General features: G+C 67.6%; 16 protein-coding genes and 3 tRNA genes. 12 read left to right on the forward strand and 7 right to left on the reverse strand.

Annotated elements, in window-relative coordinates:
* Positions 1-59: 59 nt before the first annotated feature.
* From IEW85_RS03180 to IEW85_RS03190, 3 genes are all read left to right on the forward strand, one after another.
* Positions 60-131 (forward strand) — tRNA-Gln (locus IEW85_RS03180).
* Positions 132-163: 32 nt separating this feature from the next.
* Positions 164-239 (forward strand) — tRNA-Glu (locus tag IEW85_RS03185).
* A 75-nt stretch (positions 240-314) separates the two neighbouring features.
* Positions 315-390: transfer RNA gene (locus IEW85_RS03190), tRNA-Glu, on the forward strand.
* Between the two features lie 170 nt (positions 391-560).
* On the opposite strand, the gene IEW85_RS03195 is transcribed toward IEW85_RS03190, so the two are convergent.
* From IEW85_RS03195 to IEW85_RS03210, 4 genes are all read right to left on the reverse strand, one after another.
* Entirely contained in the window at positions 561-731 is a 171-nt protein-coding gene (locus tag IEW85_RS03195; RefSeq protein ID WP_188682682.1) for a hypothetical protein, read from the reverse strand.
* 376 nt (positions 732-1107) lie between these two features.
* Complete coding sequence (locus IEW85_RS03200; RefSeq protein WP_188682683.1) at positions 1108-1500, reverse strand: MmcQ/YjbR family DNA-binding protein; 393 nt, start codon at positions 1498-1500, stop codon at positions 1108-1110.
* A complete protein-coding gene (locus IEW85_RS03205; protein ID WP_188682684.1) occupies positions 1501-2112 on the reverse strand; it encodes a class I SAM-dependent methyltransferase in 612 nt (203 codons plus the stop codon).
* An 86-nt stretch (positions 2113-2198) separates the two neighbouring features.
* Positions 2199-3449, reverse strand: a complete 1251-nt coding sequence (locus tag IEW85_RS03210) for an HNH endonuclease signature motif containing protein (protein ID WP_229658747.1) — start codon at positions 3447-3449, stop codon at positions 2199-2201.
* Positions 3450-3564: 115 nt separating this feature from the next.
* Here IEW85_RS03210 and thiL point away from each other — a divergent pair, with 115 nt between their 5' ends.
* Positions 3565-4707, forward strand: a complete 1143-nt coding sequence (gene thiL / locus IEW85_RS03215) for a thiamine-phosphate kinase (protein ID WP_188682686.1) — start codon at positions 3565-3567, stop codon at positions 4705-4707.
* 13 nt (positions 4708-4720) lie between these two features.
* On the opposite strand, the gene IEW85_RS03220 is transcribed toward thiL, so the two are convergent.
* Together IEW85_RS03220 and IEW85_RS03225 are read right to left on the reverse strand one after the other, a co-directional pair.
* Positions 4721-6064: a UDP-glucose dehydrogenase family protein gene (locus tag IEW85_RS03220; RefSeq protein WP_188682687.1), complete on the reverse strand. Its 1344-nt coding sequence runs from the start codon at positions 6062-6064 to the stop codon at positions 4721-4723.
* 39 nt (positions 6065-6103) lie between these two features.
* Entirely contained in the window at positions 6104-6922 is an 819-nt protein-coding gene (locus tag IEW85_RS03225; protein WP_373286537.1) for an IclR family transcriptional regulator, read from the reverse strand.
* Between the two features lie 173 nt (positions 6923-7095).
* On the opposite strand from IEW85_RS03225, the gene leuC reads away from it, so the two are divergent.
* The 6 genes from leuC to IEW85_RS03255 all read left to right on the forward strand — a co-directional run bounded on the left by leuC (position 7096) and on the right by IEW85_RS03255 (position 13589).
* A complete protein-coding gene (leuC, locus tag IEW85_RS03230) occupies positions 7096-8544 on the forward strand; it encodes a 3-isopropylmalate dehydratase large subunit (protein ID WP_188682688.1) in 1449 nt (482 codons plus the stop codon).
* 10 nt (positions 8545-8554) lie between these two features.
* Positions 8555-9154, forward strand: a complete 600-nt coding sequence (gene leuD / locus IEW85_RS03235; protein WP_188682689.1) for a 3-isopropylmalate dehydratase small subunit — start codon at positions 8555-8557, stop codon at positions 9152-9154.
* A gap of 113 nt (positions 9155-9267) precedes the next feature.
* Entirely contained in the window at positions 9268-10590 is a 1323-nt protein-coding gene (gene murA / locus IEW85_RS03240) for a UDP-N-acetylglucosamine 1-carboxyvinyltransferase (protein WP_188682690.1), read from the forward strand.
* Positions 10591-10640: 50 nt separating this feature from the next.
* Complete coding sequence (locus IEW85_RS03245) at positions 10641-11399, forward strand: lysophospholipid acyltransferase family protein (RefSeq protein WP_229658748.1); 759 nt, start codon at positions 10641-10643, stop codon at positions 11397-11399.
* Positions 11392-12426, forward strand: a complete 1035-nt coding sequence (locus IEW85_RS03250; protein WP_188682691.1) for an NAD(P)H-dependent glycerol-3-phosphate dehydrogenase — start codon at positions 11392-11394, stop codon at positions 12424-12426. The genes IEW85_RS03245 and IEW85_RS03250 overlap by 8 nt, the downstream gene beginning before the upstream one ends.
* 5 nt (positions 12427-12431) lie before the next feature.
* Complete coding sequence (locus IEW85_RS03255) at positions 12432-13589, forward strand: D-alanine--D-alanine ligase family protein (protein ID WP_188682692.1); 1158 nt, start codon at positions 12432-12434, stop codon at positions 13587-13589.
* 21 nt (positions 13590-13610) lie between these two features.
* On the opposite strand, the gene IEW85_RS03260 is transcribed toward IEW85_RS03255, so the two are convergent.
* Positions 13611-14132 carry a DUF3515 domain-containing protein gene (locus IEW85_RS03260; protein ID WP_188682693.1) on the reverse strand — a complete coding sequence of 174 codons (522 nt, stop codon included), beginning with the start codon at positions 14130-14132 and terminating at the stop codon, positions 13611-13613.
* A 50-nt stretch (positions 14133-14182) separates the two neighbouring features.
* Here IEW85_RS03260 and IEW85_RS03265 point away from each other — a divergent pair, with 50 nt between their 5' ends.
* Entirely contained in the window at positions 14183-15229 is a 1047-nt protein-coding gene (locus IEW85_RS03265) for an LCP family protein (RefSeq protein ID WP_188682694.1), read from the forward strand.
* Positions 15229-16212 (forward strand): DAK2 domain-containing protein, encoded by a 984-nt coding sequence (locus IEW85_RS03270; protein ID WP_188682695.1) that lies wholly within the window; start codon positions 15229-15231, stop codon positions 16210-16212. Before IEW85_RS03265 ends, IEW85_RS03270 begins: the two co-directional genes overlap by 1 nt.

Raw genomic sequence — 16212 nt, forward strand, 5'->3', positions numbered from 1 at the left:
CGCAGGAGACACTCCTGAAGGCCTCGGAACGAGGGTAATCGAATAGAGAATCCCAGTATTGGGCTATGGTGTAATCGGCAACACGACGGTTTCTGGTACCGTTATTCTAGGTTCGAGTCCTAGTAGCCCAGCGGATCGATTCTTGTGGGAATTGATCACAACTGGCCCCATCGTATAGCGGCCTAGTACGCCGCCCTCTCACGGCGGTAACGCGGGTTCGAATCCCGCTGGGGTCACCACAAGGCGTGAGGCCTCGGATCCACCTGATCTGGGGCCTCACCTCTGTGATGATGAATAATCGAATACTGGTCTATGGCCCCATCGTATAGCGGCCTAGTACGCCGCCCTCTCACGGCGGTAACGCGGGTTCGAATCCCGCTGGGGTCACCATAGATAAAAGCGCTTCTGGATTTTCCAGGAGCGCTTTTCTTGTGTCTGGGATTACTTTTCTCGGTGATCGGTGATGCGGCGGCCTCGGAGACTCCGGCCTCGCCCGTCTGTCGAAGCGCGGCGCCGAGGACTTGGAGGTCCTCCAAGGTCTCCACGGATGGGACGCGGCCTCAGTGCAGGCTGAGGCGCCGAAAGAGGGCGTTCTCGAAGCGAGTGCTGCCGGGGAGATTCCCGGAGACGGTCCTGCGGACCGCGGCCGTTGTATTCCACGGCGGTCCCTCGGCGAGGATCTCGTGGATGTCGAAATGGTCTCCGGGCAGGACCGGAAGACGAGCTCCCACCATGCGTCCATGGCACACCGGGTGGTCCGGTGCCCGCCGAGGGCGTGACCGCTGTAGAAGACGTACACGAACTTCTGCTCGAGGCTGTCGAGCATCAGTCCTGAGCCGTCCCGGCTCCAGCGCGGAGAGGAAGAAGCCTGCGGGGATCAGGATCGCCGACACCAGGATGCCGGCGCGAGAAGTCCACTCCCAGAAGCCGGTGAGCGAGGTCTGTTCGGTCTGGATGAGGCAGATCAGACCGAGGATGATGAGGACCCCGGCGTGACCCCGGCGCGGAAGACGGTCTTCTGGAGGTCGGTGGCCTCTGTTGTGTTATGGGCCATGCGACTGAGGAACCATCCTCCGCCTCAGGACTGCGGCGGAGGCTGCGACCCGTTCACCGGCCGAAGGTCTCCGGGTCCACCGGGCGCTCTCGGCGCGGCACGTTCCTCTCCACCACCAGCAGGTAGGACTCGGTGACCAGGTCATCCACGAGCTCGGCGTCGATCCCGCCGCCGGGGCAGAGACTGATCCAGTGCCGCTTATTCATGTGATCGCCCGGCGTGATCTCCGTGTAGGCCTCGCTCAGCGTGGCAGAGTCCTCCGGACGGGCCTTGAGGATCACCTGTGGCTCTCCGGTGACCTGAGTCTGGAGCATGAAGACTCTGCCGCGGACCTTCCAGACATCCCAGTCCTCGCCGAAGGGCCTGCTCAACTCCGCACCGGGGAGCTCCTGGGTGCGCGCAGGGGCTCTCTCCTGCAGACCGGTGCCTTCCGAAGCTGTGTCCATTCAGCGCACGCGGGGCTTGATCGCTCGGATAGAAGCGTGCGGCCGTGCGTCGGGATCTGCTCGCTGGTGGATATCGCAGATGGTGAAGTCGGCAGCGTGGAGCTCACCGGCGAAATGGTCCACGGACCATCGATAGGCCGGGGTGATGGCATGCTCGAAGCGGTCTGTGCGTGGGTGGCGGAAGAACCCGACCAGGAGCTCGCCCCCTGGCCGCAGAAGCCTGTGAATCTGTGTCAGGGAGAAGCCCATCTGTTGCGGTGGGATGTGGATCAGCGAGTACCAGCACAGGACACCTGCGAGGGTAGCTGTGTCTGCCCCGGTACTGTTCAGCGATGCCGTACGAAAGTCGACTCCCGGGAATTCTCCGCGAGCATAAGCGGTGAACTCCGGCACCGGATCGACGCCACGGATGTCCGCGCCCGCTCTGTGCAGGAAGTCAGTCCAATGACCAGGACCGCAGCCTATGTCGAGCACCGGCCCCACGATTCGGCGACCCCAGATGCGGATGTGGTCGCTGTCGTCAGGATGCATCTGGTCCACGGCGCCCAGGACGGCCGCATACTCGTCAGCCTGCTTTCCGTAGGCGCTCTGGACCTCAGGGTCGACCTCCATGCCCACAGCCTACGTCGAGGCGGATCTGGACACGCAGGCCTTGGGCCAGTGGGTGGAGCAGCAGCGCTGATCGAACTGGCGCTGATTCAACGGTCAGCCACCGGATCGGGAGGGCGCAGATATCCGTGGGACTTCATCCGATGATGTCTTCGGCAGAGAGCCTGAAGATTCGTCCCGGAGGTCGGCCCCTCCGGCCAGGGGATCCGATGATCCAGATCGCAGTGCTCCGCCGGAACCGAGCAGCCCTCGGCGCGGCAGGTCCGATCTCGGAACGCCACCGCATCACGCAGCCGCCGCGGAGCGAAGCGGCCCTGGTATCTGATCTGCAGGATCTCGTCCTCAGCGATCGATGCTCTGCGCGTCACTGCTTCATACCAGCGGTGCTGTGATCCTGGTGTGGAGGCCAGCTCCCGCACAGCTTGGGCGGGGGCGGCCCACGTACCGTCGGCGCTGACGGCGGGGTCATCACTCTCGCCGGTCAGAGTCGCCTCCGGCACCATGATCGCCAGGGAGGCCTCCACGGGGGCGCCGCCCACCCGGCCGTCCAGCAGCCATGCGGCCAAGAGGTCAGCCTCGCGCTGACCGAGCGTCCGCGGGTCGTGAGGCTGCAGGTCGGGGTCGGTGACGTCGGGGCCGGTCGGATCGGAGCCCGCGCTGGTCAGACCAGGGGAATGGGCCGGCGTCTCCGCAGCTTCGGGCTCCCGCGGCTGCGGCCAGTCCAGGCCCCGCGCGGCGGCACGGAGGCGCTTCTCGATGGCGGCGGCCTGCACAGTGGGCAACAGCGCCTGCAGCAGGCTCACGCCGTTCTCCAGGTGTTGAAGGTGGACGTGACGGTGTTGCTGCGCATGCTCACAGCTGCGGGCGAACTCTTCTGGTCCCAGTCGTGCCACATAGCGGTTCAGCCACCGCCTGAGCTGTACCGCGGTGCTCTCCGGTGCCTTCTTCGCCGCGGCGGCGTCCAGGGCCTCCACATGATCAGCGGACTCCAAACCCACCGCCGCATCAGCCACCAGTCGTAGCCTCTGCTGATCGACTGCGCCCTCACCGAAGGCCCTCCACATCTGCGGCAGCTCGCGGCGGGCGAAACGCGCGGAGCTCAGCAGCACCGCCACTGTCCGTTCGCTCATCCGCAGGTCCAGGGCCAGCTGATGGACCGGAACCTTCCGGGCCTCCCGACGGGCATGCAGCGGCAACTCGGCGATCCTCTCCTGCGCCTCCAGCGCGTCCTGATGCTCCAGCATGGCCAGCAGCTGCGCCGCCTCCGCCTGACGGGCCAGAACCTGGAACTGCCGGGCCGCGGTCAGCGGATCGGGTGCAGGCGCGCCGGGCTCAGGCATCCTGTCCCGCACCCTCTGCCGCACCTCATCACGTTCCATGACTGAAGCCTAAGCGGAGGGGGTGACATGAATCGTTGACAGCGCTCTGAGCTGGGACGTGACACCATAAGGAGCTATGGAGAGGTCCCCACGCACTGTTGCCCAGGCGGGCGAGGACGCCGTCCTCACAGCCATCCTGGAGGTCATCACCCCGCATAACGACGCCGTCGCCGAGCAGCACGGCCAGGCGCTCGCCGTGGGACCCGGCAATGACGACGCCGCCGTCCTCGCCTTCACCGCCCGGCCCTCATCCGGCAACACCCAACCCACCGCGGAGGTCGTCCTCACCACGGACACCATGAGCGAGGGCCAGGACTTTCGCCGCCAGTGGTGGCTGGGCCCGGGCAGCACCTCAGTGGCCCACGAGCCTGCCGAAGAATGGCCTATGGATGTGGGCACCAAGGCGGCTGCCCAGAACCTCTCCGACATCAGTGCCATGGGTGCCGTCCCCACCGCGCTTCTGGTCAGCCTGACCCTGCCCGCCGACATCCCGGTGGACTGGGTGGGGGGCTTCTTCCGCGGCATGGTCCGCGCCTGCCGCGCCGAAGGCGCCGAACGCTGTGTCATCGCCGGGGGAGACCTCGGCAGCGGAGACACCATCTCCGTGACCCTCACCGCCCTGGGCCAGGCAGAGGGAACCCCGGTGCTGCGCCGCAGCGGCGCTCAGCCCGGAGACATCCTCGCCGTGGCCGGACCGTTGGGACGCGCCGCCGCAGGCTTCGAGCTCCTCGAGCACAGCTCCGCCCCCGGGCACAGCACAGTCCGAAGCGCCGAGCAGGAGCAGCTCTGGGAGCGCCATTCAGAGCTGATCCGGGACTGCCGGGCCGCCCAGCAGCGGCCCGATCCGCCGCTCACCGCAGGCCCGGTGGCCGCCTCCCAGGGCGCGACCGCAGCCATGGACATCTCCGACGGTCTGATCCGCGACGCCGGTCGCCTCGCCTCCGCAGCAGGCGTCAGCCTGCGCCTCGACGACGCCGTCCTGGAGGCCGAGGCCGCTCAGCTGGAGCCCATCGCGGCCCTGCTGGGCAGAGATGCACAGGCCGCCCGCGGCTGGGTCTTGGCCGGGGGAGAGGAATACGCGCTGCTGGCCACCTTCGCCGCCGGCGTCGGGCTCCCTGAGGGTTTCCGGCGCATCGGAGAGGTGCTGGAACACAGAGACGGCGTGCCCCGTGTGATCACAGAGCACGCCGTCTCAGCGGGTGGCTGGAGCTCCTTGTAGAGCTCCCTGCCGATCAGAGGCCGTCGTAGAACCGTCCCAGCTGGGCGAAGGTCCATCCGGCCTTCTCCCAGTCGGCGGCGGGCAGGACGTTGCGGGCGTCGACGAAGCGCTTCTGCGCCACCAGACCGTCCAGACCCGCCGGGGTGAGCTCCTTGAACTCGTTCCACTCTGTGGTCAGCACCACCAGGTCGGCGTCCTTGGCGGCGTCGGCCAGCGACTCCACGTACTCCAGGCGCGGGAAGCGTTTGGCCGCGTTGGCGTTGCCTTCGGGATCATAGACCGAGACCTCTGCACCGGCGGTGTAGAGGCGGTTGGCCACATCCAGGCCGGGGGAGTCGCGCACATCGTCGGAGAGCGGCTTGAAGGTCACGCCCAGCACGGCGATCCGCTTGCCGGCGAGCTCGTCCAGGATGTTCTCGGAGAGGGTGACCACGCGCTCGCGGCGGCGCAGGTTGATCTTGTCCATCTCATCGAGGAACGTCATCGTGTGGTCAAGGCCCAGCTCGCTGACGCGGGTCTGCAGCGCCCGGATGTCCTTGGGCAGGCAGCCGCCGCCGAAGCCGACGCCGGCGTTGAGGAACTTGCGGCCGATGCGGGTGTCGAAGCCGATCGCGTCGGCCAGCGTGGTGATGTTGCCGCCGACGGCCTCGGTGACCTCGGAGAAGGCGTTGATGAAGCTGATCTTGGTGGCCAGGAAGGCATTGGCTGCGACCTTCACCAGCTCAGCGGTCTCGAAGTCGGTGCTGATCCAGGGGGTCTCGCGCTCCAGCGCCTCGGCGTAGACCTCGCGCAGCACGGCTTCGTCGGCGTCGGAGTCGGTGCCCACCACCAGACGGTCGGGGGTCAGCGTGTCCTTCACCGCGAAGCCCTCGCGCAGGAACTCTGGGTTCCAGGACAGGGAGACGTTCACTGCGTCCCGGGACTTCTCCTCGACCAGTCCGGCCAGGCGGCGGGCGGTGCCCACCGGGACCGTGGACTTGCCGACGATCAGCGAGTCCTTGGTGATGCCCTCGGCCAGGCCGACGGTCGCGGCGTCGACGTAGGTCAGGTCTGCCCCGGTGCCCCCGGGTTGCTGCGGGGTGCCCACTGCCACGAAGTGGACATCCGCCCAGGCGCCGACTGTGGAGTAGTCGGGGTCGGTGATGAACCGCAGCTTGCCGGAGTCGACATGCTTGCGGATCAGCTCGGGCAGGCCGGGCTCGTGGAAGGGCAGCTCACCGCGGGAGAGCGAGTCGATCTTCTCCGGATCGACGTCCACGCCGATCACATCGAAGCCGAGCTCCGCCATGCAGGCGGCATGGGTGGCGCCCAGATAACCGGTACCTATAACACTGATGTTCAAAGTCACGGGCCCCATCCTAAGCGCTCAACGCGGAGAGTACGGTGAGAACACGGATCAGGGGCGGCGCCCCGGGTCTGGGAGGCTCTGTTCTGCGGCCTCCGGATTCTTCCGCACCAGCTCGGTGAGCTGATGGGCGGCCTGGACGACGACGGCGGCGTGCATCCGTCCCGGTTGGCGCGAGAGACGCTCGATGGGCCCGGAGATGGACACGGCTGCGATCACACGGCCGGAGGGCCCGCGCACCGGTGCTGAGACCGAGGCGACGCCGGCTTCGCGCTCGCCCAGGGACTCGCCCCATCCGCGACGCCGGACGCCGGCCAGCACCGTGGGGGTGAAGCGGGCGCCCTGCAGGCCCTCCACCAGGCGCTCGTGGTCCTCCCAGGCCAGCAGGACCTGGGCGGCCGAGCCGGCCTTCATAGAGAGTTGGGTGCCCACCGGGATGGAGTCGCGCAGGCCGATGGGCCGCTCGGCGGAGGCCACGCAGACGCGCGAGTCGCCCTGGCGGCGGTAGAGCTGAGAAGACTCTCCGGTGGCGTCGCGCAGCTTCAGCAGGATGGGGCCCGCCGCGGAGACCAGACGGTCATCGCCGGCTGCCGAGGCCAGCTCGGCCAGTCGGGAGCCGATCACATAGCGTCCGCGGACATCCCGGCTCAGGAAACGGTGGTGGACCAGGGCGCTGGCCAGGCGGTGCACAGTGGGCCGGGCCAGGCCGGTGCACTCCACCAACTGGGCCAGTGAGGCCGGTCCCGCCTCGAGAGCGTCGAGGATCATCACTGACTTGTCGATGACCCCGATTCCCGAGGGTGAGTTCAGGGGTCGCGGCGGATCCGCCGGAAGCGAGGGAGGCTGCGAGGCTGAAGGCTGGCTGGGCATGGTTCCCATCCTACTGCGAACCGACTGAGTGATCTCAAATAGTGAGAACCCCCTCCCAGGGTATGGAACCCCCGTCATAACGGTGTTTCTCTGGTGATACCGCCAATTCGCCGCCGCAGCCCGCCACCTCCTGGGCTGAGGCCGGGACAAGGGCTCATACGGAAGGGAACCCGATGACCGCGGAGAAGCCGCTCACTCTGGCAGAGAAGGTCTGGCGCGATCACGTCGTCGCGCCGGGCGAGGAGAAGGACGGGCAGCGTTCTCCTGACCTGCTCTACATCGATCTGCACCTGGTCCACGAGGTGACCAGCCCGCAGGCCTTCGAGGGGCTGCGCCTGGCAGGCCGCCCCGTGCGCCGCCCGGATCTCACCATCGCCACGGAGGACCACAACACTCCCACACTCGAGATCAACAAGCCCATCGCGGATCCGGTCTCCAAGAAGCAGGTGGACACGCTGCGCGCCAACGCCGAGGAGTTCGGCGTGCGCATCCACTCCCTGGGCGATGACGACCAGGGCATCGTCCACGTGGTCGGCCCGCAGCTGGGCCTGACCCAGCCCGGGATGACCGTGGTCTGCGGAGACTCCCACACCTCCACCCACGGTGCCTTCGGCGCGCTGGCCATGGGCATCGGCACCTCCGAGGTGGAGCATGTGCTGGCCACCCAGACCCTGCCGCTCAAGCCTTTCAAGACCATGGCGATCACCGTGGACGGCACGCTGAAGCCCGGTGTCAGCTCCAAGGACATCATCCTGGCGGTCATCGCGAAGATCGGCACCGGCGGCGGCCAGGGCTACGTCCTGGAGTACCGCGGCGAGGCCATCCGGCAGCTCTCCATGGAGGCTCGGATGACCATCTGCAACATGTCCATCGAGGCGGGCGCCCGCGCCGGCATGATCGCCCCGGACGAGACCACCTTCGAGTTCGTGAAGGGCCGGCCCCACGCCCCGCAGGGTGAGGACTGGGACGCCGCCGTGGAGTACTGGAAGTCCCTGGGCACCGATGAGGGGGCGGAGTTCGACGTCGAGGTCATCCTCGACGCCGATGAGCTCGAGCCCTTCGTCACCTGGGGCACCAACCCCGGTCAGGGCGTCAGCCTCAACGACGCCGTCCCCGCGCCCGGCGACTTCACCGATGAGGTGGACCGCGACTCCGCCGAGCGCGCCCTGACCTACATGGATCTGGAACCGGGCACCCCCATGAAGGACATCCGGGTGGACACCGTCTTCCTGGGCTCCTGCACCAACTCCCGTATGGAGGATCTGCGGGCCGCCGCGGACATCATCAGGGGACGGGACAAGGACCCGGACATCCGCATGATCGTGGTCCCGGGCTCCCAACGGGTCCGCCTGCAGGCCGAGGCCGAGGGGTTGGACCAGGTGTTCAAGGACTTCGGCGCCGAATGGCGCTTCGCCGGCTGCTCCATGTGCCTGGGCATGAATCCGGACCAGCTGGCTCCGGGGGAGCGCTGCGCCTCCACCTCCAACCGCAACTTCGAAGGACGGCAGGGCAAGGGAGGCCGCACCCATCTGGTCTCCCCGGTGGTGGCCGCCGCCACCGCCATCCGGGGCACGCTCTCTGCGCCCTCGGACATCCTGAACCCTGCCCCCGTGCCTGCCTGAGGAGCCCGCCATGGAACCCATCACCACCCATACCGGCGTCGGCGTCCCGCTGCGCCAGTCCAATGTGGACACCGACCAGATCATCCCGGCCGTCTACCTGAAGCGGATCACCAAGACCGGTTTCGACGACGCCCTGTTCTCCTCTTGGAGGAAGAACCCGGACTTCGTGCTCAACCAGCCGGAGTACCAGCACGGCACCGTGCTGGTGGCCGGCCCCGACTTCGGCACCGGTTCCTCCCGTGAGCATGCCGTCTGGGCGCTGAAGGACTACGGCTTCAGAGCGGTCATCGCCTCGCGCTTCGCCGACATCTTCTACGGCAACTCGGCCAAGCAGGGGCTGCTCACCGCCAAGGTGGCCCAGACCGACGTCGAGCTGATCTGGAAGGAGCTGGAGAACACTCCGGGCGCTGAGGTCACCGTGGACCTGGAGAGCCGGACGGTGCGCTGCGGCTCGGTGGACACCACCTTCGAGATCGACAACTACACGCGCTGGCGCCTCATGGAGGGGCTGGATGATATCTCGCTCACGCTGAAGGAGGAGTCCTCCATCCGCGAATTCGAGGCCTCGCGGCTCCCGTTCAAGCCCAAGACCCTGCCTGCGCGCATCTGAGCCTTGACCGAATCGTTGCCTTCGCAGGCGGCGGAATTGGACAGTCTGCGGAGAAACGTTGGTTACAGTGGCATGGCGAGAATCCGGATCTATGAAGGGACCATCGAGTCGATATGGCCAAACTGCTCACCATCCAGGGTGGAAAGCCGCTCCAGGGCAGCGTCCGCGTCCGCGGCGCCAAGAACCTGGTCCCCAAAGCGATGGTCGCCTCGCTGCTGGGCAATGAGCCCTCGCAGCTGCGCAACGTTCCGGAGATCAAGGACGTCGAGATCGTCCGGAACCTGCTGCAGATCCACGGTGTGAAGGTCGACGCCGGCCCGGAGAACGGCGACCTCACGCTCGATCCGCGCCAGATGCGCAACGCTGAGCACTCGGAGATCGACGCCCACGCCGGCGACTCCCGCATCCCGATCCTCTTCTGCGGCCCGCTGATGCATAAGCAGGGCGAGGCCTTCATCCCTGACCTGGGCGGTTGCCGCATCGGCGATCGCCCGATCAACTACCACCTCGAGGTGCTGCGCAACTTCGGCGCTGTGGTGGACAAACAGGCGACCGGCATCCATATCACCGCGCCCAAGGGTCTCAAAGGCGCCAAGCTGGATCTTCCCTACCCCTCGGTGGGCACCACGGAGCAGGTGTTGCTGACCGCGGTGCTGGCCGAGGGCATCACGGAGCTGAAGAACGCCGCCGTGGAACCCGAGATCCACGATCTGATCGCACTCCTTCAGCAGATGGGTGCGATCATCTCGGTCAACACCGACCGCACCATCCGCATCGAAGGTGTGGACAAGCTCTCCGGCTATAAGCACCGCGCCATCCCGGACCGCAACGAGTCGGCCTCCTGGGCCTCTGCGGCCCTGGTCACCCGCGGCGACATCTACGTGGAAGGGGCGGCTCAGCGCGATCTGACCGCCTTCCTGAACACCTACCGCAAGATCGGCGGCGAGTTCGAGGTCGACGACGACGGCATCCGCTTCTGGCACGGGGGCGGACAGCTCCAGCCGCTGGTGCTGGAGACCGATGTGCACCCCGGTTTCATGACCGACTGGCAGCAGCCCATGGTCGTGGCGCTGACCCAGGCCCACGGCGTCTCCATCGTCCACGAGACCGTCTACGAGAACCGCTTCGGCTTCACCGATGCGCTCAAGCGCATGGGTGCCTCCATCCAGCTGCACCGGGAGTGCCTGGGCTCGAACCCCTGCCGGTTCGGCCAGCGGAACTTCCTGCACTCAGCAGTCATCTCCGGGCCCTCGGAGCTCAAGGGCACCACCATCGACATTCCGGATCTGCGCGGCGGGTTCTCGCATCTGATCGCTGCTCTGGCCGCCAACGGCACCTCCGAGGTGACCGGCATCGAGATCATCAACCGCGGCTACGAGCACTTCATCGACAAGATCAGCGGCCTCGGCGCCGACATCGAGCTGACCACGCGCTGAGCCCTCCGGGCTGCGCCGCACATCCTGCCTCCTCAGATAGGCTGTCTGCCGTGACTTCTGACGATCAGAGCAGCGCCGGACCGCGGCGCTCCGCCGCGTTCCGCATCGCCGCTGTGGTGGCCCGCCCCAGCCTGAACCTGCTGATGGGCAAGGACTGGCAGAGGATGGAGCGGCTGCCCTCCGGCGGCTACATCGTGGTGGCCAACCATGTGACGGAGCTTGACCCGCTGGCGGTGGCCCACGCGGTCTACATGGGTGGGAACACGCCGCACTTCCTGGCCAAGGACTCGCTGTTCAAGATTCCGGTGCTCGGCGCAGCTCTGCGAGGGCTCAAACAGATCCCGGTCATCCGCGATCAGCGTGAGTCGCATAAGTCGTTGACGGTGGCCCAGGAGGTCCTGGACGAGGGCGGGGCGATCATCATCTACCCTGAGGGCACACTGACCCGGGACCCGGACCTGTGGCCCATGCGCTCCAAGACCGGCGCGGCACGGCTGGCCCTGACCACCGGTGCTCCGATCGTGCCGATCACGCATTGGGGAGTCCAGGACTTCCTGCCGCCCTATGCCAAGGCCCCGCGCCCGCTGCCGAGGAAGAAGTACCGGCTGAACGTGGGCGAGACGGTGGACCTGGACGACCTGCGGGACCAGCCGCTGGGCCGCCACGTGCTGGCCGAGGCCACCGAACGGATCGAAGACGCCCTGACCTCCGGCGTCGCGGAGCTCCGCGATGAGGAGGCCCCCGACCATATCTGGGACCGTGCCCTGCGGCAGCGGGTCCCGCGCAGGCAGGTGCATCCCGATGAGTGATACTCCCGTGCAGAAGATCGCCGTGCTCGGCGCCGGAAGCTGGGGGACCACCTTCGCCAAGGTGATGGCAGACGCCGTGACCACCGGTTCGGAGGCCGTGGAGATCTCGCTGTGGGCGCGCCGCCCCGAGATCGCTGAGGAGATCGCCACTCGGCACACCAACAGCACCTATCTCGGTGAGACCGTCCTGCCGGAGGCCATCACGGCCACCAGCAGCCTCACCGAGGCAGTGGAGGCCGCCGACGTCGTCGTGCTGGCCGTGCCGGCCCAGCACCTGCGTTCCCACCTGGGCCAGCTGGCCGATGTCCTGGCTCCGCACGCCGTGCTGGTCTCGCTGATCAAGGGCCTGGAGCGCGGCACCGATATGCGCATGTCCGAGGTGATCGCCGCTGAGCTCGGACTCGAGCCCTCGCGCATCGCCGTGGTCTCCGGACCGAACCTGGCCATGGAGATCGCCCGAGAGGAGCCCACCGCCTCCGTGGTGGCCTGCGAGGGTGAGCAGACCGCCGAGCTGATCGCCGGGCTGTGCAACAACTCCTACTTCCGGCCCTACACCAACACCGATGTGGTGGGCGTGGAGATTGCCGGCATCGTCAAGAACGTGATCGCCCTGGCCGTGGGCATCTGCGACGGCCAGAACCTGGGGGACAATTCCAAGGCCTCGGTCATCACTCGCGGCCTGGCTGAGACCACCCGTCTGGCCACTGTGCTGGGCGGCCGGCTGGAGACCTTCTCCGGCCTGGCCGGGCTGGGCGATCTGGTGGCCACCTGCGCCTCCCCGCTGTCCCGCAACCGCTCGGCCGGCCGCCTGTTGGGCGAAGGCCTGAACACCGCGCAGGTGACCGAACAGCTCACCCAGACCGCTGAGGGGATGAAGTCCGGCTCCGCCGTGCTGGAGCTGGCCCGCCGCAACGGAGTGGAAATGCCCATCTCCGAGGCAGTGGTGGCTGTGCTCAACGGCTCCCTGGATGTGGACACCATCGCGTCCCTGCTGCTCGCCCGCGACCTCAAAGCCGAAGGAAAGTGATCGACATGGCCGCGAAGAACCAGACCGAGCACGCGAAGAAGCCCCGTGTGCTCGTGCTCTTCGGAGGCCAGTCCTCCGAGCATGCGGTCAGCTGCGTCACCGCGGCGGGTGTGCTCAACGCCATCGACTCCGAGCGCTTCGACGTGGTGCCGGTGGGCATCACCGCGGCCGGACAGTGGGTGCGTCCCACCCAGGATCCCAAGACCTACTCCTTCGTCGGCGAGCAGCTGCCCCGCGTGGCTCCCGCTGAGGCCACCGTGCAGCTCTTCTCCGGAGCCGCCGGATCCACTGAGCGTTCCACCGAGCTGCTGGAGATCGGCGCCGACGGCTCCGCCTCCTCCCTGGGAGAGGTGGATGTGGTCCTGCCGCTGCTGCATGGTCCCTTCGGCGAGGACGGCACCGTCCAGGGCATGCTCGAGCTGGCCGGCCTGCCCTATGTGGGCGCCGGTGTGCTGGCCTCTGCCATGGGCATGGATAAGCACTTCATGAAGATCGCCTTCGAGGCCGCAGGCCTGAAGGTCGGCCCCTACGTCACCATCACGGCCCGCCAGTGGGCCGATGACCCGGCTGAGGCCGTGGAGCGGGTCAAGGGGCTCCAGCTGCCGGTCTTCGTGAAGCCGGCGAGGGCCGGCTCCTCGGTGGGCATCACCCGCATCCAGGACTGGTCCCAGCTGGAGCAGGCCATCGCTGGGGCGCAGAAGCACGACCCCAAGGTCGTGGTGGAGCAGGGTCTGGCCGGCCGCGAGATCGAATGCGGTGTGCTCGGCGGCCGCGGGACCTCCCGCGCCCGGGCCTCGCTCTGCGGCGAGATCGTGGTGCACGACGGTTCCCAGGCCCACCAGTTCTACGACTTCACCGCCAAGTACACCGATGCCTCGGCCGCCGACCTGTCCTGCCCGGCGGACCTGCCGGAGGAGATCAGCGAGGAGATCCGCCGTCAGGCTGTCATCGCCTTCGAGGCGCTGGACGCCGAGGGCATCTCCCGGGCGGACTTCTTCTGCACCGAGGACGGCGAGGTGATGATCAACGAGGTCAACACCATGCCGGGCTTCACCCCGATCAGCATGTACCCGCAGATGTGGAAGGCCACCGGGATCGACTACCCGGAGCTGATCACCGAGCTGATCACTCTGGCCCTGGAGCGCCCCGCCGGCCTGCGCTGAGGCGCGGTCTGCGGCGCAGCCTCACTCGGAGACGTCGACCTCGTCCTCGGTCTCCTCGATCTCCTGCTCCACGGCGGTGCAGGTGCGGTCCTGCTCGATGTTCTCCACCGCGGGGCCCACCGAGACCATGGCCGTGGAGGAGGCCACGCGCTCCACGTCCAGGACCACTTCCACCGTGGGTTCGCGGCCGTAGCTGGTCAGCCGCCAGTTCTCGCCCTCCTCCACGGAGAGCCAGTCCACGCCGTCGGCGCTCACGCAGTGCTCCGTGCTGGGGCCCGGAGGCTGGACGCCGCAGCGCACCACGGCCGCAGCAGGGTCGCCCCATACGGCGGTGGACTGGGAATCGGTCTGGCGCAGGTCATGATCGCCGATGGACTCCGGCAGGGCCAGCATCACCTCGGCGCATTCCGGATCGGCGGCGTTCGGGGCCGGATCGACGGCGGCGGTGGAGGCGCAGGCCGTCGTGCTGAGAAGGGCGGAGCCGATGATGACCGCGCTCAGGGCGCGTCTTCGCGCAGGAGTGTCTTTCAGGGGTTTCTTCATGACTTATCCTTAGAGGCAGTCTACTCGCACAGCAAGATGGGGAAAATCAGATGACGCAGGAGATCTTCCACGAGGAGGATGAGGCGCAGCGCCGTCCCAAGCCTCGCAGACGCGGCCGCAAGGCTGTCTTCATCATCATGGCATCGATGGTCGTCCTGGTGGGCGGCGCGCTGATCGCGGCCCTGATGTATCTGAACTCACTCGGCGACGCCTATGACGATCAGGTCCAGACCTTCGAGCCTGAGGAGACCTTCCCGGAGGAGGCCGAGCGCCCGCCCAAGGATGAGGACGACGAGTCGCTGAACATCCTGCTTCTGGGTGCTGACTCCGGCGGTGGCTCCGGCGAGGAGGAGGAGCTGCCGATGGTCCCCGGCGGTGCCCGCTCGGACACGATGATGCTGGTGCACATCCCCGGAGACCGGGACAGCATGCAGGTCATGTCCATCATGCGTGACACCTGGGTCCCGATCCCGGGCCACGGCGAGGCCAAGGTCAACGCGGCCCTGACCTTGGGCGGCATCCCGCTGACCGTGGAGACCGTGGAGTCGCTGATCGATGTGCGCATCGACCATGTGGCCTCCATCGATCTGGCCGGTTTCCAAGGGCTGGTGGACGCCATGGACGGGGTCGCCGTGAACTCTCCGGAGGCCTTCCAGAGCACCGGCGGCTACAGCTTCTCCGAGGGGGAGCAGCACCTGGACTCCGAGCAGGCCATGGCCTTCGTGCGTGAGCGCCAGGCCTTCGGCGACGGCGACTACTCCCGTGTGCGCAACCAACAGGTCTTCATCCGCGGCGTCCTCGACGGCGTCCTCTCACCCTCCACCCTCTCCAACCCGGCCCGGGTCCACGACATGGTGGACACCTTCGCCCCCTACATGGTGGTGGATCATGAGCTGGACTCCGGTACGGTGGGATCCCTGGGCTGGGAGCTGCGGAACGTCGACGACGGCGGCATCGACATGTTCACCATGCCCAACCTGGGCCTCGGCACCTCCGCCGACGGCCAGTCCATCGTGGTCCATGATGCCGAGGCTGCCGCCGAGATCGGCGACGCCCTGCGCAACGACGAATTCCAGGAGTACGTGCAGAGCCGTTGATGGTCGAGCAGCAGCATAAGGGCAGGATCAGGGGCCATGCCGCCGTCCATCGGTGGTTCTTCCTGGCAGAGCAGGCTCTGCGCGCCCACGGGGACAGCCTGAACCGGCTCAACGTGTTCCCAGTGGCGGACTCCGACACCGGGGCCAATATGCTCGCCACGATGGCCGCTGCGCGGCAGGCGGCCGAGCAGAGCGAGGAGGACCTCGGCGCGCTGCTGGCCACCGCCGGCACGGAGGCCATGGCCGAGGCCCGCGGTAACTCCGGGACCCTTCTGGCCGTGCTGCTCTCCGGATTCGCCGAACCGCTGCACGGTCATGAACGTCTGACCATCGGCGCCCTGGACCAGGCCTTGGAGCACGGCAGCGTGCGCGCCTGGTCCGCGCTGAGCGATCCGGTGGGCGGGACCATGCTCTCTGTCCTGGACGCCGTGCGCGCCTGCGCCCGCCAGCAGGCCGCCGCTGCCGAGGAGCCCGAGAGCCGTACCGCTCTCATCGACTCCCTGGACTCCATGCTTGAGGTGGCGCGCCAGGCCGTGGTGGCCACCGAGGGGGAGCTGGAGGCGCTCACTCGCGCCGGCGTCGTCGACTCCGGCGGCACCGGGCTGCTCATCATCTTCGATGCTCTGCGTGCGGCGGTGACCGGCACTGAGCCGGACCCCCATCTGCTCGAAGGGCTGCACGGTCTGGAGCGGGAGCCGGCGGCCCAGCCGGCCGGAGCCGAGGACGAGGACCACGTGGAGATCATGTGCACCGTCCGCCTGGACCCGCTGGGGGCCGCCTCGCTGCGCCACCAGCTGGACGAGGTGGGGGAGTCAGTGATCATCACCCCGATCGACGCCGAAGCTGATGAGCAGGGCAGCTACCGGTGGCGCATCCATGTCCACGCCGGCACCGAGGAGGAGGCCTCCCAGGTCATCCACGCGTCCGGCGAGGTGACCACCTACACCGCAGCACCGCTCTACGGTGCCGAAACGGAGCACTGA

Origin of the sequence: Nesterenkonia cremea (assembly GCF_014642675.1) — a bacterium.
GTDB lineage: Bacteria > Actinomycetota > Actinomycetes > Actinomycetales > Micrococcaceae > Nesterenkonia > Nesterenkonia cremea.